This window comes from Ekhidna algicida (assembly GCF_051379705.1).
Lineage (GTDB): Bacteria > Bacteroidota > Bacteroidia > Cytophagales > Cyclobacteriaceae > Ekhidna.
In genome coordinates this window covers 1,900,221-1,925,451 of sequence record NZ_CP179868.1, presented here as the reverse complement: position 1 = coordinate 1,925,451, position 25,231 = coordinate 1,900,221, and the positions used below count along the sequence as shown (strand labels likewise).

The window sequence follows — 25,231 nt, the reverse complement described above, 5'->3', positions numbered from 1 at the left end:
ACATCTATATTTGAACCATGAAGCGAAAGAAGCAACTCTATCTGGCCATTATTATTGTTTGCCTGATCATCATTGCGTGGAGTACCTACTACACCTTGGGTGGATTTGATCCCATCGAAGTGTACGTGATGGAAGGAAAAGAGCGAACGGTCATTGGGAAAGAATACATCGAAAAGTACCGCTATGCTGATTTTCGTTATAGAATAGAGGAAGCGAAAGCTGAAGTAGATTCTGGCCGCTTGAAAGGGATGCTTACGGTCATTTTCTTTCAAAATGACATGATTGGGAAAGATTCCGTTCATTATTTCATCGGCGCCTCTCGCGAAGAAATAAAAGATGTATTGAGGCTTCCGGCGGGCTACACCTACAAAGAATTTAGAACCGACAAAATCTTTAAAATCTTCATGACCCAGCATGAGCTGGTTCGACCTACACCAGAAGAGATTGCTGAGATTGTTCAGATCAAAGCAATTGAAGAAGGTGTGGTTTTACAGCCTGTTTCATTTGAGTTGTATTATCCTGATCGAAGCTTTAGTGTAGAATATTGGGCTAAGTAATTAGGCTACCTCTTCGCCAGCCAGCTGTTTATCGTGAAGTTCCTTATATGCTCCTCCCTTTGAAAGCAGTTCATCATGTGTGCCCTGCTCCACGACTTCTCCATCATCCAACATGACGACTTTATCAGCCAGTTTGGCTGAAGAAACTCTGTGAGAGATAATGATTGAGGTTCGGCCCTGCATGATTCGTTGCATGGCGTTGAGAATTGCATTTTCTGTTTTAGTATCCACGGCAGATAGCGCATCATCCAGAATTAGAATTTTTGGCGATCTGGCAATAGCTCTGGCAATAGACACACGCTGTTTTTGACCTCCGGAAAGCGTTATGCCTCTTTCACCTAGTCGGGTTTGGAATCCATCTTTGAATTCTTTGATATTGGCCAGCACATCGGCATCTTCAGCCGCACGCTCGATTTCTTCTTTGCTCATCTGTCGATTGCCGAAAGAGATGTTGTTTTCGATGGAATCTGAGAAAAGAAAGACATCTTGTGGCACATATCCGATCTGACTTCTAAGCGAGGAGATGTCGTAATCTTTAACACCGATTTCGTCAATTTCAATTTTGCCATTATCAATGTCATATAGCCTGCAGACCATATTGGCGATGGTGCTCTTTCCTGATCCTGTAGTCCCTACAATTGCAATGGACTCCCCAGGACGTACTTCAAACGAAACCTTCTTGAGTGCCTTTATTCCTGAATCAGGATAAGTGAAGCTAACATCATCGAAAACGATTCGACCTTCAATTTCTCGCTCAATACTCTTCTCAGAAACAATATCTGTTTCGGTACTTAAAAATTCGTTGATTCTGCGCTGGGAAGCTGCTGCACGCTGGATGATTGAGGTGATCCAACCCAATGCAGTTACCGGCCAGGTCAACATGTTTACATAAATGATAAACTCTGCAATGTTTCCTGTGCTCACTTCCCCATTGAATACCTGAATAGAGCCAATCCAAACGGTGAGAATCACACTCATACCAATGAGTCCCATGATCAAAGGCATGAAGAGGGCTTGAACAAATGCAAGCTTTAGCGACTTATCGCGATAGTCTATGCTTTCAGTTTCGAAGCTTTGAGCCACTTGCTCTTCACGCACAAATGCCTTGATCACCCGAATTCCTGAAAAAGCTTCTTGTACATAAGTAGATAGCCCGGACAAGCTTTCCTGGATCTCAGTGGATCGCTTATTGATAATGTTGCTGACAAAATAGATGCTGACTGAAAGTATCGGAAGTGGAAGTAGTGAGTACAGAGTCAGCGTAGGGTTAATGGAAATCATAAATGGAATCACCATCAGGAATAAGGTGAATAGATTGATGCCATACATGATTGCAGGCCCAACATACATGCGTACTTTGCTTACATCCTCAGAGATACGCGCCATCAAATCTCCAGTGTTGTTCCTTCGATAAAAACTCAAAGGTAAACTCTGGTAGTGCTCATAAATCTCATTTTTCAGGTCATATTCTATGCGTCTTGACATTACAATTATCGTCTGACGCATAAAGAACAAAAACACACCGCGGAGTAAGGCAGCTGTTAGGATTAGTACAGCCAGAATAATAATGCTTGACCCAATGATTCCGACCGTTTCAGATTGTAACTCAAAACCCTCGAAAGATGAAAATATACCGTAGCTACGCTGCAAAATGTCGAAAGCATAACGAACAATTACAGCAGGAACAATCGCGAAGAAATTTGCTATTATGATAAATAAGGCACCGAAAATTAGGTGAAACTTATATTTAAGCAGGTATTTGTTTAGGTAGCCTAGGTCTTTCACAAAATTTTATAAAGGCTTGACAGCCAATGTGTTTTAGTTAAAATGAGATATTTTTGCAGCCCTTTTTATTCCTGTGCAACCACACAGGTGAAAGAAGGTTTAAAATTAGAATAAAGTTCATTACAATGGTAGAAACACAACCCGAAGTAAAATCGAACAGCGTGTTCGATCAAATGGCAAGTCTTGATCACGAGCAAGTGGTCTTCTGTAGAGATGAGCAAACTGGACTAAAGGCAATCATAGCAATTCACAACACCGTTCTTGGCCCCTCTATGGGCGGTACTCGTATGTGGAACTACGCTTCAGATGAAGAAGCGCTCAATGATGTGCTTCGACTTTCAAGAGGTATGACCTTTAAGTCGGCTTTAGCAGGACTGAATATCGGTGGAGGAAAAGCTGTAATCATCGGTGATGCAAGGAAAATGAAGAATGAGCCATTAATGCGCCGCTTCGGCAAATTTGTGAATAGCCTGAACGGGAAGTACTATACGGCGGAAGATATGAACATCAACATGCGGGATATCGAGTATATGAGCATGGAGACACCTTTTGTAGTAGGTAAGCCGCAATACATGGGTGGCTCAGGAGATCCTAGCCCAATGACAGCTTACGGTGTTTACATGGGAATGAAAGCTGGCGCCAAGAAAGCATACGGTTTAGATTCTCTAGGTGGAAAAAACATCCTTGTACAAGGAGCAGGTCAGGTGGGAAAATACTTGGTAGATCACCTTATCGAGGAAAATGCCAACGTTTTCATTGCGGACATTTTTGAAGATAAAATCAAAGCGATCACCGAGAAGCACCCGAAAGTTTCTGTGGTAGATCCGAACAAGGTATTCCAAATGGAAATGGACATTTACTCACCATGCGCCATGGGAGCTACCTTGAATGATAATTCAATTCCCGAGCTGAAATGCGCAGTTGTTGCAGGAGCAGCAAATAATCAGCTAGCTGATGAGGAGAAACACAGCGCCATGTTGAATGATCACGGAATCGTTTATGCGCCAGACTTTTTGATCAATTCAGGAGGCATTGCCAACGTATATCACGAATATCTTGGCAATTACAATAAAGATCGCGTGCTGGCATCTACTGAACACATCTATGATGTTTGCCTGGATGTGTTGAATCACGCGGATGAAAATAAGATGGGTTCTCACGAGGCAGCATTAGAGCTTGCACTCAGAAGAATCGAGCAGGTGGGTAAGGTAAAGCTTGGAGAATAAGGAATAATCCAGCAACTTCAGCATCCAAAAGAGGAGACTGCCAAATATTGAAATAAGGAAGGAATCAGCTAATTAAACCATGCTAAACAGAAGAATACTTAGGGTAAAAGCAATGCAAGCATTGTATGGACATTTCACAGCAGTGGAATCTTTGAGAGAGGTGAAAAGAAATGAGTTGGAAGAAATGCATGCGTTGGATCCCGCAAAGCATGACTTTGCTGATAAAGCACTTTTTGAGGAACGAAAGAAGCAAGCAGTAAAGCTCTTTAATGATAACATACTGGCTGGAAAAGTTGGTCAAGCTGAAGGTGTGGAGGATGAGGTGGTTGAAAATGTCAATGCCGCACTCCTGGAATATGAAAACCAAATCCAGAAAGAAGCGCGAGTTCGAAAAAACGACATGATGAAAGAAGCTGAAAGGCTTCAAGACACATATATTAAGCTTTTGCTACTCCCAATTGAAATTGAGCAGCGGGAGAAGCTAGACAAGGAAAAAGAAGAAAAGGCCTTCATATCTAAGGAAAAAAAACTTTATCCCTTCATTGGAAATGATCTTGTGAAGCAGCTCAAGGAGTCTGAATTGTTGCAAAAAGAGGCCGCCAGATCAAGTGTCTCATGGGACAATGATCACCAGGAAATCAAATCCTGGTATCGTGATCAAATCAGAACTTCTGATGCATTGCAGCACTTTTTCGGAGGCCAAAAGCCTGCGGACTTGCCTGAGAATGATATTATCTTAGAACTTTTCAAACGGGTTGTTTTTAAGAATGGAGCAATTGTCTCCTTCCTGGAAAGAAATCACCTGCAATGGACAGAAAATCAACCGATAGTAAAAAGTATGGTGGTTAAAACCATCAAAGCATTGCAAGATGGTGAAGGATTTGAGCTCGCGGAGCTGACCAAAAATGGAGAAGAGGATTTCAAGTTTCTTGAGCGATTATTCATGGATACAATCAATCAAAATGAATTTTTGGAAGAAATTATTCAGAGTAAAACAATGAACTGGGATGTGGACAGAATAGCCCTAACAGATCGGGTTATTCTTAAAATTGCTTTGGTGGAGATGATGAATTCCCCTAGTATTCCGGTTAAGGTAACAATAAATGAAGCAATAGAAATCTCCAAGATTTACAGCACGCCCAAAAGCAAACAATTTGTAAATGGGGTTTTGGATGTACTCTCAAACGAGCTAACTTCGAGTGGTAAAATTCGTAAGAGCGGTAGAGGCCTTATCGATAACAAGTAAATACAAGTATTATGAGCAAATCCGGTGGTTCTTTTTTTGCATTTCTATTAGGCGTGGTAACGGGCGGTGTATTGGGCATTCTATATGCTCCGGACAAAGGAACAAACACGCGAGATAAGCTGACTTTCCAGCTAGACAAGCTGAAGAAGCAATTAGAAGGTTTTGTTGACGAAGTGGCTGACGGGAAAGCTGTTTTTCAAAACGATGCAAAAGATCAAGGAGAAAAGATAGTGAAGGATGCTAAAGACAAAGCAGAGCGTCTTTTAGATGATGTGAATGGACTAATTAGCCAGATCAAGAAAAACTAAACGTCTCATTAACATTTCATTAAGAACATTGAAACCTTATCTTTCTTAGATTTGTATTCCATTTGTTAAAATACAATAGTAGAGTAGTGAAATATGCATGTTAATCATGCCTCACTTGTAACGATTAAACAAGTTAAACACATGAAAATAGCAAAGATTTTATTAGGAGTGATTGTAGCAGTGACTATGGTTAGCTGTGGCAATAGTGAACTAGAGTCAAGAATTACGAAGCTGGAAGGCAAAGTTGCGGCGCTTGAAGGAAAAGGCGGAGTAGCAAGAGCAAACCCAACAGCTCAGCCAGTGGCGGTAAACAACCCGACACCAGCAGCACCTGCTGAAAAGCCAGAAGGACCTCTTCCTGCTTTTGAGTTTGAAGAAAAGCTTCATGATTTTGGAACCATCAAAGATGGAGATGTAGTAGAGCACATTTTTTCTTTTGTGAACAATGGAGAAGCTCCATTAATCATTTCAGATGCAAAAGCAACTTGCGGATGTACAGTTCCTGAATGGCCAAAGGCTCCAATTGCAGTTGGAGAAACCGGACAAATCAAAGTAAGATTTAACAGTAAGAATAAGCCGGGTGTACAAAACAAAACGGTGACACTTACAGCAAACACATGGCCGACGACTCAAAGAGTTCAAATTAAAGCCAATGTGGTGAAGGAGGGAGAATAATTCCCTACTTAGCACACCAAATTTTATTAACATTGCCCCTGATTTCCATTTAGGAATGTCAGGGGTTTTTTATTTCAAAATAACAACATGCATACAGTTTTATTACAAGCAGGAGGTAGTGATTTCACCTCATTTTTGCCAATCATTGGTATGATCGCCATTTTCTATTTCTTCTTCATTCGTCCGCAGCAGAGGAAACAAAAGGATACTAAGAAGTATCTTCAAGAGATTAAAAAAGGAGAAATGGTGGTGACAGTAGGTGGAATTCACGGTAAAATCGTTGAAGTATCAGACACTACCGTTCTCGTAGACGTAGATAGAGGCACAAAACTATTAATTGAGAAAGCATCTATCTCATTGGAAGCAAGTAAGCGCCTAAACACCGCTGACGACAAGAAAGAGAAAAAATAATCCATAGATATGGGGATTCCCAAGATATTAGGAAACTGGAAGGTAGTGCTGCTCTCATTTTTGGGAGCCACTACCTTTTGGTTTTTTAGCGCGCTGGGAAAAAACTACAACTATCGAATCCAATATCCCATTCAGTTTGTTTATGATCAGGATAGTTTGGTGGCCATTAAGCCACTACCGGAGTACGTTGATATAGATGTATCTGGCGGTGGATGGGACTTATTCAGAGATTCGTTTTGGTTTGGGAGTGATCCAATCACCATTGAATTAGACAATCCTGCAGCTATAAGGTACCTGACCAGACCTACGATATTACCGATTATCACGGATCAGCTGCATGAATTTCGAATCAATTTCCTGTTTACAGATACCCTTTATATCGATATTGATAGAAGAGTATCTAAGAAGGTAAATTTGATTGTAGATTCTCTCGCAGTGAGTATGGACCAGGAGTATCGCATCATATCTCCGATAATACTCAGCCCGGATACGGCAACTATTTTTGGACCTTCCAGTTTCATGGATACGTTAGATTTAGATTACTTCATCAAGCTAGACGCTGATGAGATTGACAAGGCTTTCGACAGGTTTGTTAAGCTTGGTTTACCTGAAGCGTGGGGGATTAGATCCACCCCACCCACTGTAAATGTTAAATTTGAAGTAGATCGATTTGATCAACTGGAGCTTGCTACTCAGGTAGAGTTACAGAACTTCCCCGAGGATTCATCGATATACGTAACTGACCCCAACATCACTGTAAAATTTGTAGTTCAGCAAGAATTGCGAGAAGAATACTTTGGGAGTGACTTCAAGATTATTGTGGATTATAACCTAATAAATGAGTTGGATTCCACAGCACCAGCCATTATTGTTTTCCACCCGGATAATCTTTTGGAAGTAGAAACAATACCAGACTCATTGTCTATTACCTATGAATAAGGAACCGCTAATAGTTGGAGTAACCGGAGGTATCGGATCTGGAAAGTCTACTGTTTGCAAAGTCTTTGAAACACTTGGGGCCATTACTTATTACGCAGACGACAGGGCTAAATGGCTGATGAATAATGATGATGAATTGAAGGAAAAAATCAAGGGACTTTTTGGTGAGCAGGCTTACAGAGAAGGAACCCTGGATCGTAAGCATATCGCTTCAATTGCGTTTAAGGATCAGTCGATTTTAGAACGACTAAATCAGCTGGTACATCCAGCGGTAGCTAAAGATGTTAGTCAATGGGTTGAGGAAAATCAGCAAGCACCACTATTGCTCAAAGAAGCCGCTTTGTTATATGAAACCGGGTCATATAAATCCCTGAGTAAGACCATTTTGGTAACAGCTCCGGAGGTAATTAGAATTCGAAGAGTCATTCAGCGTGATAGTCACAGATCTGCTGAGGATGTGAAGGCGATCATTGATAAGCAAATGGGCGATGATGAAAAAATAACGTTGGCAGATTTTGTTATCGACAATGATGAAAAGCGATCAGTAATCAAGCAGGTAATGGACATACATCCATTACTCGTCGCATAGAATGCCATCAAATTCATCCCTGGTATAGGCCTTCGAAAGAATCAATTTACCTTTTTCATCTACGTAGCTTACCACATGAAATCCTGCTTTATCTAAATGCTGATCAGCAAAAATTAGTGGATCTTCGTTGGAACCAATGTTTAGAATATCGGTAAACTCAGGCGTCAGCAGCTCTCCAAACTGAGTACTCATCAAGCCGTATTTGCCATTTTTCACAAACTGATAAATTGAATGCTCATTGTTATTCACTAAAATTTGAATATTGTCAATCGCATCGTAGGCCGACTCTTCATCTTCACCAATGATGTGGAATAACCCATCTCTTTTGACCAGATAGGAAGTGTCATTCCAATATTGTATTTCGTCATAGCTGAAGGGTACAATTTCATTTTTAGCAGCGTCGATTACTCCAAACTTTCCGTTTTTTTTGGCGAGGTAATAATCTTTCAATCGTTCAAGCCGACCTTCGTATTCTGTGGTGATAAGGACATTTATTTTTGGGTCATAACATCCTATTTTCCCATCGATAAGTGTTAGTACAAGGCCATCTTTCTCATCTAGGGTATTAAAAACAGGATTGAGTACCCAATCTCCATTTGTATGTATTAAGCCTTGTTTATCACGTACCTGCACTCTAATAAGTGAATCAGAAAGAAATGAGGCTCCGTGAAACTTCCCGTCGATCACTACTTTTCCCTGCGAGTCGAAAATAGTGGTTTTATCATCTTTAAAAAGACTTATATATCCAGGTTTATTCTGGAAAGTCCGAATTTGTTCCTCATCGATTTTGATGGATTCTCCTGTGATGAATTGAAGTCTTTTCTCCTGATCCTTAACTAATACAACTACGAAATCATTAACTAATTTTATTGAGTCATATTCCCTGCTTGGTAATAATGCTCCCTTTCTAGGTAGTAGCATCCAATCCTCAGCTGTTTTCAACGCCAGCCAGCCGTCGTTTGATTCAAGATAAGAATAATGTCGATCCATAAGATCCGCCTCTGATTCATTGTAAAGCCTGTAGCCATTGCCTGACTTTAGATACCATCCGGCATCTTCCGGATAAATCTCGTAATTGCCCCACGGAATCAGAAAGTTAAGAGTAGAATCCAGCAAGCACTCTCTTTCACCTTTAAAGCCGATTAAAGTGTTTTTGTTGACGAGTTCTACGTCATCGAATTTAAATTCCAGCGTGACACCCCTCTCTTCTATTTCTGAAAGGATCAAATCTTCTGTATAGACTGCATAAAGATTGTTTTTTCTGAAAATCCAGAACGATTCCAGTTTTGAGATATCATCGTACAACACCTCTGCGACTTGCAAGCCCAGAAAAGTGAAGAGCCCCCATTTATCTTTACTCTTCACTTTTATCCACTTATTGGCAATAATCTCCGCGCCCTCTACCGACTGATCCAATATCTGAAACCCACTTTTATGGTATAAATACCATTGATTTCTACGTTTTACTAAACCCACATCTTCACTGACGCTTCGATACCCATCTATACCTTGCAACACAACCTCACCATTTTTGGTAAGTATAAGGCCTTCATTCACTTTCTTCACAAACACCCAATCGTCTTGAATAAGCGTGCACTTGTAGTCTGGCAATATATCTGAGTAAAGAGATGAGATTTTTGATTGCCCCTGGTGGTCGAAAAATCCATATAATCCGTTTTGAACCACAGGATAGAGTACAGTATTAGCAAGAGAGAGAATTTTTTTGATGGAATCTTGATCTGGGTGATGCATGTAATCATGCTTTTTTGAACTATAAAAAAGCACATCAGCGGCCTTTTTTTTCAAGGCAGCAATTTCGGAGTGGCTGATAAATTCTTCATATCGTTCCTTACGATGAGAAGCCGTTGAGGCTTTCAGTATGAAACTTTCAACTTTTCTTTTATGCCTTGAAAATGGATAATCATTGTGAAAACTATAGTAGTCTTTTAAGTTACCCTTCTCCCGCAACTCGAAAAAACGCAAGCCATCGAGGATTGAATCAGCCTTTGGTTTAAAAATAGACACTGGGTGTTCATTGATAAATTGGACCAACTCCCGCTGAGAATTGGAAAGCCTAGCATTTCTAAATTCAATGCTATCTACCTTATAGATTAATAGATCATTATAGACCGAGTTTGGAAATTTTTCCTGAAATGAAAGCGCTTGTTCAATAGTGAGATTTTCAAGTGTATTTTGAAATGCTCGATCTCTTATTTGATCATGAAGGAGATTAATTTTTTCTGCGGTGATCTCTTCTTTGGTGATTTCGTCAATAAGATCTTGTGTTGCTTTGCTATATTTTTTCTTTGCGTCGTTAATAGCAATTCGAGCACTATCTAAGTTGGATCTATCATAGGTCTTATCAAAGAGAAGTTTTGCATGATAAAAGGAGACGCCGGGATTATCAGGCTCTTTCTCGTATCCTTTTAAGATCTGCTCGTAGGCCTTTTCATATTCTTTTTTTTCCATCGCTTTTTGAATGCGATCGAGCGTCCCAAAGACGAGAAGCTGAGAGAACATAATAAAGCATGCCGTTAGCTTGATCATTGATAGCAAATTAACGCAACATAAACCATCCTGTTTGGCAACTGGGTCACAATCTTTTAATGAATAAAATATTATTTGATAGACAAAAAAATACCAGACATTGGTTATATTAGCTGTCTACATTTACAGGCGAGTAAATTAGGCGGTGATTAGATTCGACTTATGTCGGATCGAAAGTTCGATCCAACCAGCACATTGGGATCGGCTATGGGAGTACGAAGGTGCTCCCTTTTTTTGTGCCTAGTCTACTTTAAATGTGAGCATAATTTCGCCGCTTGGCTCGTTTCTGGTTCCATCTTCCAGGTCAAATGCATAAAGCGGAGTATTTCCGCAAACATCCTCCAGCCTATGGTCTATGTGAAGCTCCAGTTCTTTAGACCCATCAGGTCGCCAAAGTATTTTGACTTCTTCGGCGCTCGTAAACTCAACTTGTGAGGGTAGAATCTTTCCTTCTTTATTCATGATGTAGAGCATTCGCTTTGCCAACGGCTGATCCAATGGATGATCTGTTACAATGGTAAGTATCCCAATCTGATTTTGCTCCGCTTTTAATGCCCAGAGGTTGACATTGATTGCCTTTCTCAACGGATTAGTGGCATTGATTTCACGAGAAAAACTTTCTTTAAGTGTTTCACCACTTGCGCCTTTCCATCGCGAGTCAATCTTCAAGGTATAATCATTGCCTGCACGAAGAATATCTCCTTCAGTCATGTTGGGACCTACTCCTTGCTTTATTCTACCCGGGTGGAGCAACAAGGTCAATCGAGTGCGATCTATATTCCAGAGACCCTCAGGAACAATGACAAATGGGTCAACGAGTATATTTCCATTTGAATCTTCTATGGTGATAAAGTCGTAGGGATTTTCCAGTCCCATTGGCGCTGAGAAGAATACATAAAATCGAAGGAGATTGGCTGGAACAATTTCCAAGTTGGGTATTACAGAGATAATATCCGGTTGGGTAGTCTTTGGAGGCTCAAATGTGACTACATCTGAATATATAGACTGCTCACTTAGCTCATGCGAGAGAAGCTGAGCCAGCGCAGGATAAGAAAATGTAACGATGTATCGAACTTGTGCATCTGGCAAAAATCTTGGAGAGAATGCAAGGTGGTTGCCTACGATCTTGTAGGAACCAAGTACCGCAGGACCCGATGGGTTTGTTTTCACATGGTAAAATGAAGACCACTGCTCGAACGTAAAATTCTGTTTTTGAATCAGTGCTACAATTTCTTCCGGGACCAGACGTGTGGTGATGGTTCCGTAGTTCTCAATCTTAGGCAAAGTCTGGGCTGAAAAGAAGCTCTGTGCTGAGACAAAATGGATGGTTAATAAAAAACAAAGGAGGCCCAAAGTGCCTCCTTTTAAACTAGAATTCTTGTATATCAATTTTTTCATGGATAAAGCCAATCTTTTGGTAGTGAAGTTAACACAAGCTTGCCGTTTGGCAGTCGCTGAGTAGCCAGAATATATTTCGAATTGAAATCTGCCAGTTGCTGAACGCCACTACCTGAACGTGGCGTATATTCAACGCCTGCGAGGTAGCCTTTCACTTCTTCTGTTATTTCTCCATCGTAATTGGCTACATCCTCCGGATCAAAAAGCAATAGAGGCAAAGCGCTGTTTGACATCAGGATATAGTCTTTGCCATTGTTTTTGTAAAGCACCATGTCTATAGGGAAATTTCCAGATCCAAATTCTGCAACGGTGCGTCCTTTCACATGCTTATTATCACCCAGTTTTTGCGCATCTATTGTAACCAGCGGAGTGCACAGGTATGCTGCTAGCAATTGTTTTTGATTATTAAGTTCATAGGGTAGGAAGGCGCGTATCGGAGAGGCTGTTTCCCATTTTCCGTGTGCTCCATGGAATATCTCCAATGTGTTTGCATTGACGTCTTTTGTAAACGGATATGGAGCGGTCCACAAGGCAGCTCTAAACTCCTCATTAGACAGACCGGAGACATACACTTTACCATCGTCGAAAGCAATATCGGTGATAGCATCCGATCTTAGTTTTGCACCTTTTTTCCATCGATGCTCAACGCTGGCATCTACTGGGTTAGGTATGGAAATGCTAGCGTAATCAACATTTTCCAGACTTGCTTCTGACATTTCGCCAGAAGGTGAAACCTTAATAAGGATATCAGCATCTACTAAATCATTGGGAGATTCCCAGCGGGATGTCCACTTGGCACGACCTCTTGATACACTCATGTAAATGTTTTGTGAAATAGGATTCACTGCCATATCATGAACCATGATATTGTCAACTGTGGTACCTAACATACCTGCTAGTTTGTCTTCCAGGTCAACAATATTTAATGCTTCCTGATTGTTACTCGCTATATTATCATTGAGATCTACTGCATATATGGCAGCTCCTTTTGAGTCACCAATAAATAGAATGCCTTCTTCATTAAACTCCAAAACAGAAATTGAGACAATGTCCGGAGTGCCTTTTTTCATTCCAGGATCTTTGGCTAATGTGATTAGCGCGAACAGAATGAGTGTTAAGATTGAGATTGGTTTTCGCATGGATAATTACTTTAGTGAGCTAATTTTTACGGATAAAGTGGGGCTGAGTTTAGTAGAAACAAAAAAGCCCACCAGAAGTGGGCTTGATGTTCCTGAGATGATGATCAGTTGATATCTTCTCCTTTTTCAAGTTTAGCAATGTTTTGGTCTATGATTGGACCATTTACCGTGTCACCTGCTGGAATATTGTTTTTAGCAAGTTTCAAATACTTGAGTGCTTGCTTATAGTTGCCAACAGCAGAATAACCTCTGGCCAGCCCGTAATTTGTAGGCCAAACTCCGTTACTGGTTTTATGGTTGTATTTGAATATTTCAAGAGCCTTATCAGCTTTTCCGGCACCAATTAGTTGGCGTCCATATTGATGAATAGCTCCTGCATTGGCTCCAGGAAGTTTGATTGCTTCATCCATTACAGTTTGAGCCTCGTCTATTTTTCCAGCTGCTGTCAGTACTGCAGCTTTTGTAGACATGGTACCCCAATTCTTTTGACCGACAAATGGAGCGCTTATTGCACCATCAGCCCATTGGATTGCTTGCTCGTGCTCACCTACACTAGAGGCATATCTAGCAGCTGCCACAAGATTTTGGAAGGTAAAACCGGGTTGGTTGTTGAGTTCTGCTTTAAGTTGAGTTATATGTGCCTCTACCGGATTAGCAAGCTCAATCTTAACGGGAAGTTTCTTGTCTCCCCAGATCAATGCTACCGTTGTAGAAGTGTTTTGTCTGTCGATGAACTCATAGGTTAGCCATTCATGAAATCCTGCGTCCTCGGCTTCAACATCGACACGTAAAGCATCATTTTCTTCTCTGTAGAAAAAGCTACCCCAGTGATTATTATCCTTGGAAAAGATGACTGTCCATGGCCCATCTTGTGCAGGCGCAACGAAGAATCCATACGTACCAGCAGGAAGCTCTTTGTCTCCTATTTTCACATCGTGCGAAAAAGTAAATGTGGTATTCTGGTCAGCTCCAGCTCGCCAGGGTGAAGGGTTGTCTGCAGTACTTAGACCAAATCCAAGATTGTTAAAGCCATAAGGGACAACACCACCATAAATGGTACGACCTCTTGCACCAGGACTACTGTAGTTGATTTCAACTGTACCCACACCACCAATATGCTGTCTTACATAGGATCGTTGGCTTCCGCCTCCTGGTGGTGTGCTTAACTGTGCCAATCCAATAAAGCTTATTAGTGATAGGATTAGCGTTCCGAATAGTTTTTTGTTGTAGTTCATTATAGTATTTGAGAGTTTGGTTTCCAGATTAATCAAAACGCCTTGTATTCTAATGACCTTTTTATTTTCTATCAAGGGGCTATTTTGTAGATGAATGGTTATCATTGAGCACCTAATTGTGATATTATGAGGGATATAAAAAATAAGGTTGTCGGTTTAGATCCTAACTTTCGTTACCGGGGATTAGATCAGACTCGAATAGAAACTTTTAGTGATGCAGTATTCGCTGTGGCTTTCACTTTAGTGGTCTTGTCATCCACAGTTCCAGAGACTTTTGACCAACTAAGAAAGTCGATTCATGACATCATCCCCTCTTTTATCTGCATTGTTTTGATTGTTGTAATCTGGTATCAACACTATGTTTTTTTTCTGAGGTATGGTCTCCAAAATACCAAGACTGTCACAGTTAATACCTTCTTGCTGTTTTTGGTGCTCATCTATATATATCCATTGAAGTTTTTGGCAAGGTTTCTTGTAGAGCTGTATTCAGGATTGATATTTGGCATGCCTGACGACTTTATGGACAGTTTTGGAGGAAGCATGAATAGCGATAATATGACGCTACTTATGACAGCTTACGGAGCAGGTGCCACTTTCATATTTTTGGCTATGACATGGCTCTACAGGCATGCATACAAGAGGAGTGAGGAGTTGGAGCTGAATGAATATGAAATTTTCTCTACCAAAGTAAGCCTGTGGCAAAACCTGCTTATGAGCTCAATTCCGTTCCTTTCCACGATTATTGCATTTCTTCATCCATTTGGATATGGAGCGCTCAATTTCGGTTTAGCAGGATTCATTTATATGCTTTATCCTCCGGTGATGATTACTTATGGTTACAGAGTTAAGAAGAAGTCAAAGCAACTTTTTGGGTAGATAACTTACCATCTTTTGGGTATTGAGAAAGTTGTAGCGAATGCGGAACTTTAAACTTCACAATACTCACTATTATGAAAAAATATGCTGATCTGCATTGTCACCCGCATTCTCGTGCATTTCACTGGATGCGTCACACCAAATACGAAAAGAAGCCAGACAAATACAACCCTTGGAATGTCGTACTGAGCAACTTTAAGAAGCAAGAAAAGGGGAAACGGGCGTTTAGCTACTCACAATGTGATCCGGTAAAACTCTGGAATGGAGAAACCAAACTCGTATTTGCGTCTCTTTATCCATTTGAAAAAGGATTTTACAAAGGAGGTCAAATCGATCAAAATAAGTTGATTCGTATTCTGGATGTATTATCCACTTCGGGCTTGGGATTCTTAAATCCAATCATGTGGTTTCAGGCGGTATTTGCCTTTATCACAGGAGCACCAACTATCCTGAAAATTGCAAGGGCATTTTTGCAATCGCTGCTTATGAGAATGCCAATTAGACGGATCAAATTCTTTATTTCAAAGGAGTATGATTATTATGATGAATTGATCAAGGAGCGTAACTTTTTGATCAGTAAAAGCCAGGAGACACGAAGAAACGAAATCTATATTCCGGGAATAAAGCGAGTTTTCAAGAGCGTAAGAAAGATGCGAAAGAAGTATCCAGAGTCACTGGATGCTACCGGAAAGTATGTGATCTGTTCTGATTACTCTGAAGTAAAATCTACTCTTGACAATAACGAGATAGCGATGGTGCTGACCATTGAAGGCATGCATGCACTGGGAACTGATACAAATCTGGATAAGATTGAAGAGCGAATCATGGAGCTGAAGAAATGGCCTCAGCCAATATTCTTTGTAACTTTCGCTCATCATTTCAACAATTACTTGGGAGGTCATGCGCATAGTATACCAGATGCGCTTCGCATTTTATCAGATCAGACAGATGGTATGAATGGCGATATTCAACCTGAAGGAGAACGCGCAATTAGATTATTGCTAAGTCTTAATTCCATGTTGGATCGAGATGCTTCTCTTGGTAGAAGAATCCTTATTGATTTGAAGCATACCTCTGCTCAAACCAGAAAATGGTACTACGAGAATATAGTGATACGAGCCATGGAGAAGGGTGATACTATTCCTGTAATTCTAAGTCATGTAGCTTTCAGCGGGTGGGATACGTTGCAGGAAACAATCGACTTTTCACCATTGGAAAACGACCGTGATCTGCGAGATGGCTTTTATCCATGGAACATCAATGCTTGTGGAGAGGATGTACAGTGGGCAGCAAAAACAGGCGGTTTGGTTGGAATATGTTTTGACCAACGAATACTTGGTGATAAAAAGGATAGAGTAAACAGCATTGATCTTATTTGGAAAAATCTGAAAGCCATGGTTGATGTCATAATAGATAGCAGTGAGCTTGATGCTGCTACAAAAGGGAAGTGCTGGAGCTATTTTACCCTCGGAACTGATTTTGAAGGCTACATAGACCCTACGCAGGATTATGGCAACTCCCTGCTTTTTGATGATTTTGAAAGAGACCTTATAGATAAATTGGAAGGACTGCAGGTTTTGGATGGCGCTCGTTATCAGCTTACAAGCAACCAGGAAGTAGAGAATGCCGCCCGTGGCATTTGTTTTGAAAATGCACATCGATTCCTTGAGCAGCACTTCTAGGTTTCGACATAACAGGTTTTTAGTTCGGTGAATAATCCACTGTTTTGAAAGATTACCACATTTAGGGTATTGATATTCAGGGACATAACTGACGAAATTTATGGAACATTTAAAAATACCACAGTTATGAAAAAATTATCCCGACTAGCATTTGTAGCATTGGCTCTCTTATTAGCCTTTTTTGGATTCAAAAAAGTGAAAGTGAACAAGCATTGAAAACATTATCACTTGATAATATTTAAGTAAACGGAATCACTTCTATTCAAAATATCCAATAAGTTTCTTCTTATTCTCCTAGAATACCCCTTGGTAGGTATTGTTTTTAGTAAACGGTATGGTGACCTTTAGTCTAGTTATCATTAAACTCAGACTTTATGCCACCGCTAAAGAAAGTTTTATCCATAGATGGAGGAGGAATACGAGGCATCATCCCAGGCCAGATTCTCGTTGAAATTGAAAAAGAATTTGGAGTTGAAGTCGCAAAAGACTTTGACTTAGTAGCTGGCACCAGCACGGGCGGCATCCTAGCCTGTGCGTTCCTCATTGAGAATCCCAACAAGCCTAACACACCCAAATTTTCGGCAGAAGAAGTTGTCGGTCTTTACTTTAAAAGAGGTGAAGACATATTCGATGTGCCTTTCTTTCATAAGGTACGATCTGTAGCTGGAATCCTTGATGAAAAATATCCGGCTAAAGGAATCGAAAATGCGCTCAACGATTACTTTGGTGATGTGTGGTTGAAAGACCTGCTGAAACCTTGTGTCATTACTACCTATGACATTGAAAATCGCAAAGGCCACTTCTTTGGTCAACATAAGGCTCAAAAAGACCCGGATTATAATTATAAAGTGCGAGATGTTGCCCGAGCAACCTCAGCGGCACCTACTTACTTTGAATGTGAGCGTGTCACCTCTGAAGCTGGAAACTCCTATTCCTTAATTGATGGTGGAGTTTTTGTAAACAATCCATCACTAGTCGCTTATGCAGAAGGTCGATCCATCTTTGAAATGAATGGGGACGAAGCAACCGCCAAGGACATGAAGATCTTGTCCATTGGTACCGGTCATAATCGCAAATCCTATCCATACAAAAAAGCCAAAAACTACGGCATGGCCGAATGGGTGCAGCCCGTTATTGACATTATGATGTCTGGCTCTGCAGATGTAGCTCATTACCAGCTAGACAAGATTTACGGAACCATAGACAATCCGAATCAATACCTGCGTATAGATGGTGACCTAAAGGAAACCAATATAGATCCGGATATGGACTGTGCAACACAGGAAAACATGGCCAATCTCAAAGCGTTTGGCCAGCAGCTTTTTGAAGAGAACAAGGGGAAGATCGAGGAGTGGTTGGGGTTGTAATATTCAAATTGAAATGAAGAAAGAACTAGCACTTATACTGACTTATTGCACATTACATTTTGTATGTATTGCGCAGCAGACAATAGATTTAGAAGATGGTAAACTCACTGAAGATTTATCATATATCAACTACGTAACCTTTGAAGGATCCACTATACAAAGTGGTGATACGGCAAAATTCGTAAAGTTGAGTGTTTATGAAATTAAGGAGTCAGAATCGGAAGAAACTACCGAAGAGAGTGATAGTAATAAGCTCTTTGATGAAGTGAGCTGGAAGAACTCAGATAGTGAGTTGAGTTTCAGCTTAACAATGAATAAAAAGTTTCAAATAAGTCGAAATTATCGACTGGTCTTTGAATACTATTTACAAAAGACGAAGGCTGTAGAGGTAACTAACAAAATTGATGAAGTAATCAATCAATTATTGCCATTAACATCTATCGACACAGCTGAACTAAAGAATAGAGTAAATGCAACTAAACAAAATCTCATTGATAGTGATCTGAAGACTTATAAATGGGGAAACAATAAGATAATTGAAACAACAATTGATCAACAAGAACTTGATGATGCATACAAGAAGTTAAATACAATCTTAATAGCATATTTTAGGTCTAAAAGAAACCAAATCAATGCACAAAATAATGTCAATCGTAATAACAATAGCTTACAATCCAAAGCGAAACTTCTGGATGCAGATGATCTAGATACATACTTGGATTTAATTCAAAAAGAGCCTTCAAGTGAAGTTCTGGGCGACCTTGTTTTGTTCTTGGATACAACCGATCTATCTACTCAAAAATCAGGAATCATAAAAATGTATAACAACATCCTTTCCAGTGGTGAGGAAGTAAGAAAACTTGATAATGAAATCGAAGACACCAGATCTACAATCTTCCCTCAAAAAGTAAGAATTAAGTATTTACTCAAAGAGTCATTAAAACCAATTAAAAAAGAAGCTACGGGTGAGGCAGATCCAGTTGGAGTTAAAATTGGAACTGCGTTTGGAATTGGAGCCATCTCGCTTGCCGATAATTCTAACAACAGCGAGTTAATAAGTATCTATGGTCTCAAATTCTATTTTCTTCCATTCGATAAGCGCTTGAAAGATCCTTATTATCACAAGAAAGGCTCAAGTGTCGAGAAAAGATTTTGGTCTAAATCATCACTACTTGTGGGTGCTGTAACAACTGATCCATTGAAATTTAATGGTCAGGATTTAGAAAATACTGGCATTAAAATCAAACTGGTTCTTGGGTATAGCTATGATATTACCAATCAAATAGGGATAAGTGCTGGGGCAATTTTTGTCAATCAGCCGGTACCAAGCCCTCTTCAGGATGACACCCACCTTCGTGTGCGTCCTTATGTTTCATTGAACTTTGATTTCAATGTCATCAATTATTTAATACAAAAAGAAAACGATTAGACTATGGCGGACATAATTAATATCAGTCCTAACAATGTCAACGTGCAATGTGGGATCGCATTTACCTTAACGATTGATATTGACAACCTCGTTATTGGCGACGACTATGAGTTGAGTGCGCAAATACCGCTGGATGATTGTCAAATCAATGGGACGACAGAATGGAACGCTCAAGCAACTTTTGAGACAAGACCAATGACTTTAACCATCATATGTGATGAGGCTCATAACACTTTTGTGACAATAACGATAGAACTCAGACATAATGATAATCTTGATGATCAAGCAAATCATAACATCCAATTAAGTTGTCCATGAAAAAATTCACTCCACTTATATTAATTATTCTTCTCACTATAGCTTGTGAGTTGGATGACCCATTGAAGCCGCTTAATGAGCAAGAAGTTATAAGATTTGAATTTGATAGTGATAGTATTAAAGCTGATGGACGAAGTAGTATTAGAGTTTCGGCAATTTTGGGAACGAATTCTGATGAATTTCAGACGATTGAATTCTCAATTTCAAAGGGTAGCCTATCTGACCCCGGAACATTCATTAATTCTGACACAGCTAAATCCTTAACGAGATCTCTGTTTTACAGAACTACTTCATTTCAGGTTAATGCATTTAAAGAATTTTCAGATTATGTGGTTCTTTCTGCTGAAATAGGAGAGTTTCAAACAGATACAGTTTTGAGGTATTTGGTAAACTACCCTAATGATATTGATTTATATCCTACATATGGTATCACTTCATTTGGTGTCACAGATACAGTGGAATTATCATTTGTTTTTGATGAATTTACTTCAAACAATATCCCAATCAATTGGGAAGTGATAAGTACTGAAAACCCTGAAATTAGAAGTCTTCATGTGATTAAAACTAATGATGGACTGGCTTCTGCCAAGTTTATCAATACCAATGACTCCATTGGTACAGTAGAAATACGTTTTACGATGGATTCACAGAGTACGATTACTAAATCTATTAATATCACTTTTCAATAAGATAATTCATTACGAAGCTGAAGTGATTCTCCTTCTATAAATACCAAATTTATTACGAGCATAAAAAAGAACTTTATGAGAGAAATAATTACAAATTCCAGCCTTACTCAAATGAACCTAGCTTCTTCTGCACCATCTGCTGATGGTTACAGCGCTAAACTCACTAAGCTAATACCTGGTGAAATTGTTACAGGATACTTATTTATAAAAGGTAGTTATGAAGCAGTTTTGAAAATTGCCACAGATGACCCGGCATTAAGTGAAAGCACTGTAAAAACAGTAATGTACGTAGCAATTATTGCGTTGACAGTTCTTGCTCCAGTCATTTACAAGAGGGCTTTTGAGGTTAAAAACAACAAGCAACTTACGATTACTGTTATTGCATTTTTATGCTGGGTTTTCAGTATCGGAGGGCCATTTGATACTTTTTTCCATTCCGAGTTCAAAAGTTTCTTGTCGGGCTTACTAGTGCTTTTCTTTACCCTAGTTGCACCTCTATTTTTTAAAAAGTGATTTTACAAGAGTAAATGAATCCTCCTCCACAATCGCTTGATCGTGCAGGGATTTGTATAAAAAGCCCTCCGCTTCCATGTGATCGAAGAAGGCGATGAAGTGGTCGTAGTAGCCATTGGTGTTTAAGAATGCGCACGGTTTGGAATGATACCCTATTTGCGCCCAGGTCATTACTTCGGTCATTTCTTCCAATGTGCCTACGCCACCAGGAAGCGCAATGAATGCATCTGACAGATCCGCCATTAACGCCTTTCGCTCGTGCATATCCTTTACTCTATAGAGTTTGGTAATACCTGTATGAGCAACTTCCATTTCGTAGAGCTTATCGGGAATTACACCGGTAATTGTACCGCCATTTTCGAGAGCAGTTTCAGCAACTATTCCCATCAGCCCCACATCGCCACCACCATAGACAATTTCAATTCCTTGGCTTACCAGAGCACTGATTAACTCTTTAGTTGATGCCGCATATTTTGGATCGTTACCCATTTTGGATCCGCAAAAAATAGCTATTCGTTTCATCGGAGCAAAGGTAAGAATTTGAACTCTACACAGTGGTTTACGGTTTACTTTAAAAATTTATATTATGAGTGCCATTAAGCAGATCAAACCATTGGGCTTCCCTTGGGAAACGCAAGATCCCTTTCTTTTTTGTGTGTATCACCGAGACCTTTTTCCAAAGGGAAATGAATCCATGGGACCTGATTCTGAGCATTTGAAGGGCCGCATGATAGGTCAGGATTTTACGATAAAAGATGGTTGGCGAATGTATCACGGGCAGCAAGTGCCGGGATTCCCTCAACATCCCCATCGAGGATTTGAGACGATTACTGTGGTGCCGGAAGGTTTGGTGGATCATTCGGACAGTATGGGTGCAACCGGCCGTTTTGGACATGGTGATGTTCAATGGATGACCGCCGGAAGAGGTGTTCTTCATTCAGAAATGTTTCCTCTGACTAATGATGATAAAGACAATCCATTATTGCTTTTTCAAATCTGGCTCAACTTACCTCGCAGAAGCAAATTTGTGGAGCCACACTATAAAATGCTTTGGGCGGAGGACATACCGATTCATAAGACAGAAGATGCGGAAGTGACCATTATTGCGGGGGATTTTGGCGAATCCAAATCACTGGATACCACACCAGACTCTTGGGCTGCTGACCCGCAAAACGGCGTGGCAATCTGGCTTATTAAAATTCAGGCCAATGGAAAGTTGAAGCTTCCAATTGCTGATAAAGATGTGAACAGGTCTGTCTATTTCTATGAAGGTGATAGCATCGAGATTGATGGCCAAATCTTAAATGAGCAGCAAGGTGCGGATCTGCATGCAAATCATGAAGTAATCATCAAAAATGGTAGTAAAGAAGCTCATATTCTATTGCTTCAGGGGAAACCTATAGGTGAGCCTGTTGTGCAGCAAGGACCATTTGTTATGAATAGTCAGGAGGAAATCTATGACACCATTCGAGAATACCAGCGTACTCAGTTTGGTGGGTGGCCATGGCCTAAAGATGAGTTTGTTCACCCGAGGGAAAAGGGTCGCTTCGCTTTACATGCCGACGGGGAAGAGGAAGTGAGGTAGCAGAAAACCATCAATTATTGACGAGGTGTCATAGCAAAGGCGTATACTTTTTGTAGACAAGTTTCTTTTGGTAATGCCGCTGCCTCTGAGCAGCGAAAGTAGTTGTTAGATTGGCTCATGTTCAATTTTTTACCCATACGGAAATGTCTATTAAATACGCACTTTTTCCAAACAACCTTACAAATGATCTTGATGACTATATGGCCGTCGTGCAGGATCAAACATCCAAAACCAAAGAAGACCTGATTGATACCATGATCGGTCAAGGGAGCACAGTGACACACTGATCAAAGGAAATCATGGCTAAGAAAAAAGGAAGAAGAAAGCCAAAGCCGCGACAACCCCAGCCACTGTCTCTGGCAAGAAAATCACAAATGATAGATGCTTTTTATAATCGCTTGCTGGAGATATGCGAAACTTTTGGTGCGAGAGAGGCGGTGGAGAAAATCTCCATTGGGGATATCTACATTTTGTATTCATTGCGATTTCGTTTCAAAGTGCTGGGCGGACCCGAAATGAAATTACTACCGGGTATAGTAGGTACTGTGCGGAAGATTATAGAAGATTTATTCCTTGATCAACAATCATTCAAATTTCCGGGCTCGAGCACTGAGATTCCTAATAGGGAGTTTTTTTCTCATGTGCTCACGCTGTATCACTGGTACCGTACGCTAGATGATGTAACACCGGAGCAGAAGCAGCTGTTGGATGAAAAGCTGAAACCGATGGTTGAGCTATGCAAATCGAAAAACAGCCCAGAGCGGAATTTTGAAAGGTTTATGGATACCCTTGGCAGTATGTTAACCCAGACCCCCGATCGGTTTATGGTGTATGTGTTTAAAGACACACATTCCGGAGAGCTCTCAAAAAAATTGTATATGGGCATACATGTGATGGTGCGTTGTTTCCTGACTGAGACAAAAAAAATACGCTTTGATGGGAGAGACACTACGGAGGTATTCAAAGTAGAGGGCTGGAAGAAAGGAGGCATTGAGATACCACACCTTAAAGCAGATGACTTAAGCGACAATACCATTATGCGTGGATTGAAGCTGGAAGTATATATGCAAAAACATGCCCTGAACAGGCTCTACGAACGATTGGACTTGTTTCCAAAGCGGGAGCTCTATTACCATGTGACAAAGTCCATTACTGTAGGCAATGTTTTGCCCTTTGGCATCAACCGAGGACTTTTGGGATACTACTTCTACGGTCACCTGCTGGGATACTTGTTGGTGGAAGTCATAGATGGTGTTGCGGTGATTCGCACCTTTCTCTTTCTCACCAACGATGATACGCCACAGGGAAAAAAGTTGCAGCAATTGCTCAAACTCAATAAGCTGGATAAGTCATACACAGGACTGGATCAACTGAACACATTCATCTTTGGTGATATAAAAAAGGATGATAGACTATACAGCATATTGAAGGAAGCTGAGTGCTCCATCTTGCTCAACTTACATGAAAATATCATCGAGCGTGCCACTCAAAAAGATGTGATATTGGATGCGGCATCCATCAAAAAATACTTCAAAGTAGAAGGAGACTAGGAAGATCTGACTTGACCTCACAGGCCATTACCTTCTTGCCATTCTATGGTTATCTTTCCACTATGAAACGTCGTAAGTTCCTTACCAAGTCTGCGCTTGCAGCTGCAGGCGCCACTACATTAGCTTCTTGTGTCAAGTCAGAGGAGAAGAGCCAGGGACCCTATATTAATTTCAATAATACCTATCGATGGAAGTTGACTACTACCTGGCCACCCAACTTTCCTGTGGTTGGAGAAGGCTGTAAGCTGATGGCTGATTGGGTTCGACAGATGTCCGGTGGGAGAATGGACATTACGGTTTACGGAGGTGGTGAATTAATACCTGCCCTTGAAGGTTTTGATGCGGTGAGCAATGGAGCTGTGGAGATGAATCACGGGGCAGCGTATTATTGGTCCGGCAAAGTGCCTGCGGCCCAGTTTTTTGCTGCAGTTCCTTTCGGGATGAACGCCCAACAGATGAGCTCCTGGATAATTGCCGGCGGTGGAGATAAGCTTTGGGAGGAACTTTATGAGCCATTCAACATTCAACCGATCTTGTGCGGAAATACAGGCGTACAAATGGCTGGCTGGTTCAAGAAAGAAATTAAGACCATTGAGGATCTCAAAGGACTTAAGATGCGGATACCAGGTCTTGGAGCCAAGGTTTTGGAAAAAGCCGGGGGGACGCCTGTTCTGGTTTCCGGAGGGGAAATCTACACCAATCTGGAACGTGGAGTCATTGATGCGACCGAGTGGATAGGTCCTTTTCATGATTACCTGATGGGATTTTATAATGTAGCCAAATACTACTATTATCCTGGCTGGCATGAACCTGGTCCGGCTTTGGAAATGATGGTCAACAAGCCAAAGTTTGATGCCTTGCCTTCAGATTTACAAGAGATTATTCGTACGGCTTGCTATCGTACAGGAAGATGGATGGGTGCTGAGTTTGATGCTAGAAATGGTCAGTATCTTCAAAAGATCATCAATGAAACGGATGTGACTGTAGCACAATTTCCGTCAGAAGTATTAAATGCGCTAAAAGGGTTTACACAGGAGACTATTGCTGAATTGTGCGAAACTGATGCTCCAAGTAAGAAAGTGTATGAAGCTTTTGATAAGTTTAGAAAAGATGTCGGTGTATGGATGAATGTAAGTGAGCGGGTATTTTACGATCAAATAATGTAAC

General features: G+C 40.6%; 25 protein-coding genes. 19 read left to right on the top strand and 6 right to left on the bottom strand.

The features are described 5' to 3' along the window. Positions 1 to 17: 17 nt before the first annotated feature. Complete coding sequence (locus ACL8WY_RS08435) at positions 18 to 557, top strand: hypothetical protein (protein WP_436517997.1); 540 nt, start codon at positions 18 to 20, stop codon at positions 555 to 557. Here ACL8WY_RS08435 and ACL8WY_RS08430 read toward each other — a convergent pair whose 3' ends face one another. Then, the gene (locus ACL8WY_RS08430; RefSeq protein ID WP_436517996.1) at positions 558 to 2,342 is read right to left on the bottom strand and encodes an ABC transporter ATP-binding protein; all 1,785 of its coding nucleotides are present in this window, start codon (positions 2,340 to 2,342) and stop codon (positions 558 to 560) included. Between the two features lie 125 nt (positions 2,343 to 2,467). Between ACL8WY_RS08430 and ACL8WY_RS08425 the strand changes: the two genes are divergently transcribed. The 7 genes from ACL8WY_RS08425 to coaE all read left to right on the top strand — a co-directional run bounded on the left by ACL8WY_RS08425 (position 2,468) and on the right by coaE (position 7,736). Continuing rightward, positions 2,468 to 3,568, top strand: a complete 1,101-nt coding sequence (locus tag ACL8WY_RS08425) for a Glu/Leu/Phe/Val family dehydrogenase (protein ID WP_436517995.1) — start codon at positions 2,468 to 2,470, stop codon at positions 3,566 to 3,568. A 79-nt stretch (positions 3,569 to 3,647) separates the two neighbouring features. After that, the gene (gene nusB, locus ACL8WY_RS08420) at positions 3,648 to 4,814 is read left to right on the top strand and encodes a transcription antitermination factor NusB (RefSeq protein WP_436517994.1); all 1,167 of its coding nucleotides are present in this window, start codon (positions 3,648 to 3,650) and stop codon (positions 4,812 to 4,814) included. A gap of 11 nt (positions 4,815 to 4,825) precedes the next feature. Beyond that, a complete protein-coding gene (locus tag ACL8WY_RS08415) occupies positions 4,826 to 5,122 on the top strand; it encodes a YtxH domain-containing protein (RefSeq protein WP_436517993.1) in 297 nt (98 codons plus the stop codon). A gap of 141 nt (positions 5,123 to 5,263) precedes the next feature. After that, positions 5,264 to 5,797, top strand: coding sequence for a DUF1573 domain-containing protein (locus ACL8WY_RS08410; protein WP_436517992.1), 534 nt, complete (start codon positions 5,264 to 5,266; stop codon positions 5,795 to 5,797). 87 nt (positions 5,798 to 5,884) lie between these two features. After that, the gene (gene yajC, locus ACL8WY_RS08405) at positions 5,885 to 6,208 is read left to right on the top strand and encodes a preprotein translocase subunit YajC (protein ID WP_436517991.1); all 324 of its coding nucleotides are present in this window, start codon (positions 5,885 to 5,887) and stop codon (positions 6,206 to 6,208) included. A 9-nt stretch (positions 6,209 to 6,217) separates the two neighbouring features. Beyond that, positions 6,218 to 7,147, top strand: a complete 930-nt coding sequence (locus tag ACL8WY_RS08400; RefSeq protein WP_436517990.1) for a hypothetical protein — start codon at positions 6,218 to 6,220, stop codon at positions 7,145 to 7,147. Next, positions 7,140 to 7,736: a dephospho-CoA kinase gene (gene coaE / locus ACL8WY_RS08395; RefSeq protein WP_436517989.1), complete on the top strand. Its 597-nt coding sequence runs from the start codon at positions 7,140 to 7,142 to the stop codon at positions 7,734 to 7,736. The genes ACL8WY_RS08400 and coaE overlap by 8 nt, the downstream gene beginning before the upstream one ends. Here the strand turns inward: coaE and ACL8WY_RS08390 are convergent. The 4 genes from ACL8WY_RS08390 to ACL8WY_RS08375 form a co-directional block, all read right to left on the bottom strand. Further along, complete coding sequence (locus ACL8WY_RS08390; protein WP_436517988.1) at positions 7,722 to 10,283, bottom strand: WG repeat-containing protein; 2,562 nt, start codon at positions 10,281 to 10,283, stop codon at positions 7,722 to 7,724. The two genes, coaE and ACL8WY_RS08390, sit on opposite strands and share 15 nt — an antisense overlap. 240 nt (positions 10,284 to 10,523) lie before the next feature. Then, entirely contained in the window at positions 10,524 to 11,681 is a 1,158-nt protein-coding gene (locus ACL8WY_RS08385; RefSeq protein ID WP_436517987.1) for a hypothetical protein, read from the bottom strand. Further along, positions 11,678 to 12,820, bottom strand: coding sequence for a hypothetical protein (locus ACL8WY_RS08380; RefSeq protein ID WP_436517986.1), 1,143 nt, complete (start codon positions 12,818 to 12,820; stop codon positions 11,678 to 11,680). Before ACL8WY_RS08380 ends, ACL8WY_RS08385 begins: the two co-directional genes overlap by 4 nt. Positions 12,821 to 12,924: 104 nt before the next feature. Beyond that, positions 12,925 to 14,055 (bottom strand): DUF2911 domain-containing protein, encoded by a 1,131-nt coding sequence (locus ACL8WY_RS08375; RefSeq protein WP_436517985.1) that lies wholly within the window; start codon positions 14,053 to 14,055, stop codon positions 12,925 to 12,927. A gap of 126 nt (positions 14,056 to 14,181) precedes the next feature. On the opposite strand from ACL8WY_RS08375, the gene ACL8WY_RS08370 reads away from it, so the two are divergent. The 7 genes from ACL8WY_RS08370 to ACL8WY_RS08340 all read left to right on the top strand — a co-directional run bounded on the left by ACL8WY_RS08370 (position 14,182) and on the right by ACL8WY_RS08340 (position 20,929). After that, positions 14,182 to 14,931 carry a TMEM175 family protein gene (locus ACL8WY_RS08370; RefSeq protein WP_436517984.1) on the top strand — a complete coding sequence of 250 codons (750 nt, stop codon included), beginning with the start codon at positions 14,182 to 14,184 and terminating at the stop codon, positions 14,929 to 14,931. Positions 14,932 to 15,005: 74 nt separating this feature from the next. Next, positions 15,006 to 16,613, top strand: coding sequence for a hypothetical protein (locus tag ACL8WY_RS08365; RefSeq protein ID WP_436517983.1), 1,608 nt, complete (start codon positions 15,006 to 15,008; stop codon positions 16,611 to 16,613). Positions 16,614 to 16,987: 374 nt separating this feature from the next. Then, positions 16,988 to 17,980 (top strand): CBASS cGAMP-activated phospholipase, encoded by a 993-nt coding sequence (locus ACL8WY_RS08360; protein ID WP_436517982.1) that lies wholly within the window; start codon positions 16,988 to 16,990, stop codon positions 17,978 to 17,980. Positions 17,981 to 17,993: 13 nt separating this feature from the next. Continuing rightward, positions 17,994 to 19,409, top strand: a complete 1,416-nt coding sequence (locus tag ACL8WY_RS08355) for a hypothetical protein (protein ID WP_436517981.1) — start codon at positions 17,994 to 17,996, stop codon at positions 19,407 to 19,409. A 3-nt stretch (positions 19,410 to 19,412) separates the two neighbouring features. Continuing rightward, complete coding sequence (locus ACL8WY_RS08350) at positions 19,413 to 19,727, top strand: hypothetical protein (protein WP_436517980.1); 315 nt, start codon at positions 19,413 to 19,415, stop codon at positions 19,725 to 19,727. Next, complete coding sequence (locus tag ACL8WY_RS08345; RefSeq protein WP_436517979.1) at positions 19,724 to 20,416, top strand: hypothetical protein; 693 nt, start codon at positions 19,724 to 19,726, stop codon at positions 20,414 to 20,416. Before ACL8WY_RS08350 ends, ACL8WY_RS08345 begins: the two co-directional genes overlap by 4 nt. Positions 20,417 to 20,491: 75 nt before the next feature. After that, on the top strand, positions 20,492 to 20,929 hold the full coding sequence (locus tag ACL8WY_RS08340; protein ID WP_436517978.1) for a hypothetical protein: 438 nt from the start codon (positions 20,492 to 20,494) through the stop codon (positions 20,927 to 20,929). Here ACL8WY_RS08340 and ACL8WY_RS08335 read toward each other — a convergent pair. After that, on the bottom strand, positions 20,912 to 21,451 hold the full coding sequence (locus ACL8WY_RS08335; protein ID WP_436517977.1) for a TIGR00730 family Rossman fold protein: 540 nt from the start codon (positions 21,449 to 21,451) through the stop codon (positions 20,912 to 20,914). The two genes, ACL8WY_RS08340 and ACL8WY_RS08335, sit on opposite strands and share 18 nt — an antisense overlap. 64 nt (positions 21,452 to 21,515) lie before the next feature. On the opposite strand from ACL8WY_RS08335, the gene ACL8WY_RS08330 reads away from it, so the two are divergent. The 4 genes from ACL8WY_RS08330 to ACL8WY_RS08315 all read left to right on the top strand — a co-directional run bounded on the left by ACL8WY_RS08330 (position 21,516) and on the right by ACL8WY_RS08315 (position 25,230). Next, positions 21,516 to 22,514, top strand: coding sequence for a pirin family protein (locus tag ACL8WY_RS08330; RefSeq protein ID WP_436517976.1), 999 nt, complete (start codon positions 21,516 to 21,518; stop codon positions 22,512 to 22,514). Positions 22,515 to 22,657: 143 nt separating this feature from the next. Continuing rightward, the gene (locus tag ACL8WY_RS08325) at positions 22,658 to 22,801 is read left to right on the top strand and encodes a DNA-binding domain-containing protein (protein WP_436517975.1); all 144 of its coding nucleotides are present in this window, start codon (positions 22,658 to 22,660) and stop codon (positions 22,799 to 22,801) included. Between the two features lie 12 nt (positions 22,802 to 22,813). Beyond that, positions 22,814 to 24,064, top strand: coding sequence for a hypothetical protein (locus ACL8WY_RS08320; RefSeq protein WP_436517974.1), 1,251 nt, complete (start codon positions 22,814 to 22,816; stop codon positions 24,062 to 24,064). A 62-nt stretch (positions 24,065 to 24,126) separates the two neighbouring features. Then, the gene (locus ACL8WY_RS08315; RefSeq protein ID WP_436517973.1) at positions 24,127 to 25,230 is read left to right on the top strand and encodes a TRAP transporter substrate-binding protein; all 1,104 of its coding nucleotides are present in this window, start codon (positions 24,127 to 24,129) and stop codon (positions 25,228 to 25,230) included. The last annotated feature ends 1 nt before the right edge of the window (position 25,231 follow it).

Bases quoted from the DNA above. Each gene is read 5' to 3' on its own strand.
- ACL8WY_RS08435 (WP_436517997.1), top strand. From the start codon at position 18: ATGAAGCGAAAGAAGCAACTCTATCTGGCCATTATTATTGTTTGCCTG.
- ACL8WY_RS08425 (WP_436517995.1), top strand. From the start codon at position 2,468: ATGGTAGAAACACAACCCGAAGTAAAATCGAACAGCGTGTTCGATCAA.
- nusB (WP_436517994.1), top strand. From the start codon at position 3,648: ATGCTAAACAGAAGAATACTTAGGGTAAAAGCAATGCAAGCATTGTAT.
- ACL8WY_RS08415 (WP_436517993.1), top strand. From the start codon at position 4,826: ATGAGCAAATCCGGTGGTTCTTTTTTTGCATTTCTATTAGGCGTGGTA.
- ACL8WY_RS08410 (WP_436517992.1), top strand. From the start codon at position 5,264: ATGAAAATAGCAAAGATTTTATTAGGAGTGATTGTAGCAGTGACTATG.
- yajC (WP_436517991.1), top strand. From the start codon at position 5,885: ATGCATACAGTTTTATTACAAGCAGGAGGTAGTGATTTCACCTCATTT.
- ACL8WY_RS08400 (WP_436517990.1), top strand. From the start codon at position 6,218: ATGGGGATTCCCAAGATATTAGGAAACTGGAAGGTAGTGCTGCTCTCA.
- coaE (WP_436517989.1), top strand. From the start codon at position 7,140: ATGAATAAGGAACCGCTAATAGTTGGAGTAACCGGAGGTATCGGATCT.
- ACL8WY_RS08390 (WP_436517988.1), bottom strand. From the start codon at position 10,283: ATGATCAAGCTAACGGCATGCTTTATTATGTTCTCTCAGCTTCTCGTC.
- ACL8WY_RS08385 (WP_436517987.1), bottom strand. From the start codon at position 11,681: ATGAAAAAATTGATATACAAGAATTCTAGTTTAAAAGGAGGCACTTTG.
- ACL8WY_RS08380 (WP_436517986.1), bottom strand. From the start codon at position 12,820: ATGCGAAAACCAATCTCAATCTTAACACTCATTCTGTTCGCGCTAATC.
- ACL8WY_RS08375 (WP_436517985.1), bottom strand. From the start codon at position 14,055: ATGAACTACAACAAAAAACTATTCGGAACGCTAATCCTATCACTAATA.
- ACL8WY_RS08370 (WP_436517984.1), top strand. From the start codon at position 14,182: ATGAGGGATATAAAAAATAAGGTTGTCGGTTTAGATCCTAACTTTCGT.
- ACL8WY_RS08365 (WP_436517983.1), top strand. From the start codon at position 15,006: ATGAAAAAATATGCTGATCTGCATTGTCACCCGCATTCTCGTGCATTT.
- ACL8WY_RS08360 (WP_436517982.1), top strand. From the start codon at position 16,988: ATGCCACCGCTAAAGAAAGTTTTATCCATAGATGGAGGAGGAATACGA.
- ACL8WY_RS08355 (WP_436517981.1), top strand. From the start codon at position 17,994: ATGAAGAAAGAACTAGCACTTATACTGACTTATTGCACATTACATTTT.
- ACL8WY_RS08350 (WP_436517980.1), top strand. From the start codon at position 19,413: ATGGCGGACATAATTAATATCAGTCCTAACAATGTCAACGTGCAATGT.
- ACL8WY_RS08345 (WP_436517979.1), top strand. From the start codon at position 19,724: ATGAAAAAATTCACTCCACTTATATTAATTATTCTTCTCACTATAGCT.
- ACL8WY_RS08340 (WP_436517978.1), top strand. From the start codon at position 20,492: ATGAGAGAAATAATTACAAATTCCAGCCTTACTCAAATGAACCTAGCT.
- ACL8WY_RS08335 (WP_436517977.1), bottom strand. From the start codon at position 21,451: ATGAAACGAATAGCTATTTTTTGCGGATCCAAAATGGGTAACGATCCA.
- ACL8WY_RS08330 (WP_436517976.1), top strand. From the start codon at position 21,516: ATGAGTGCCATTAAGCAGATCAAACCATTGGGCTTCCCTTGGGAAACG.
- ACL8WY_RS08325 (WP_436517975.1), top strand. From the start codon at position 22,658: ATGTCTATTAAATACGCACTTTTTCCAAACAACCTTACAAATGATCTT.
- ACL8WY_RS08320 (WP_436517974.1), top strand. From the start codon at position 22,814: ATGGCTAAGAAAAAAGGAAGAAGAAAGCCAAAGCCGCGACAACCCCAG.
- ACL8WY_RS08315 (WP_436517973.1), top strand. From the start codon at position 24,127: ATGAAACGTCGTAAGTTCCTTACCAAGTCTGCGCTTGCAGCTGCAGGC.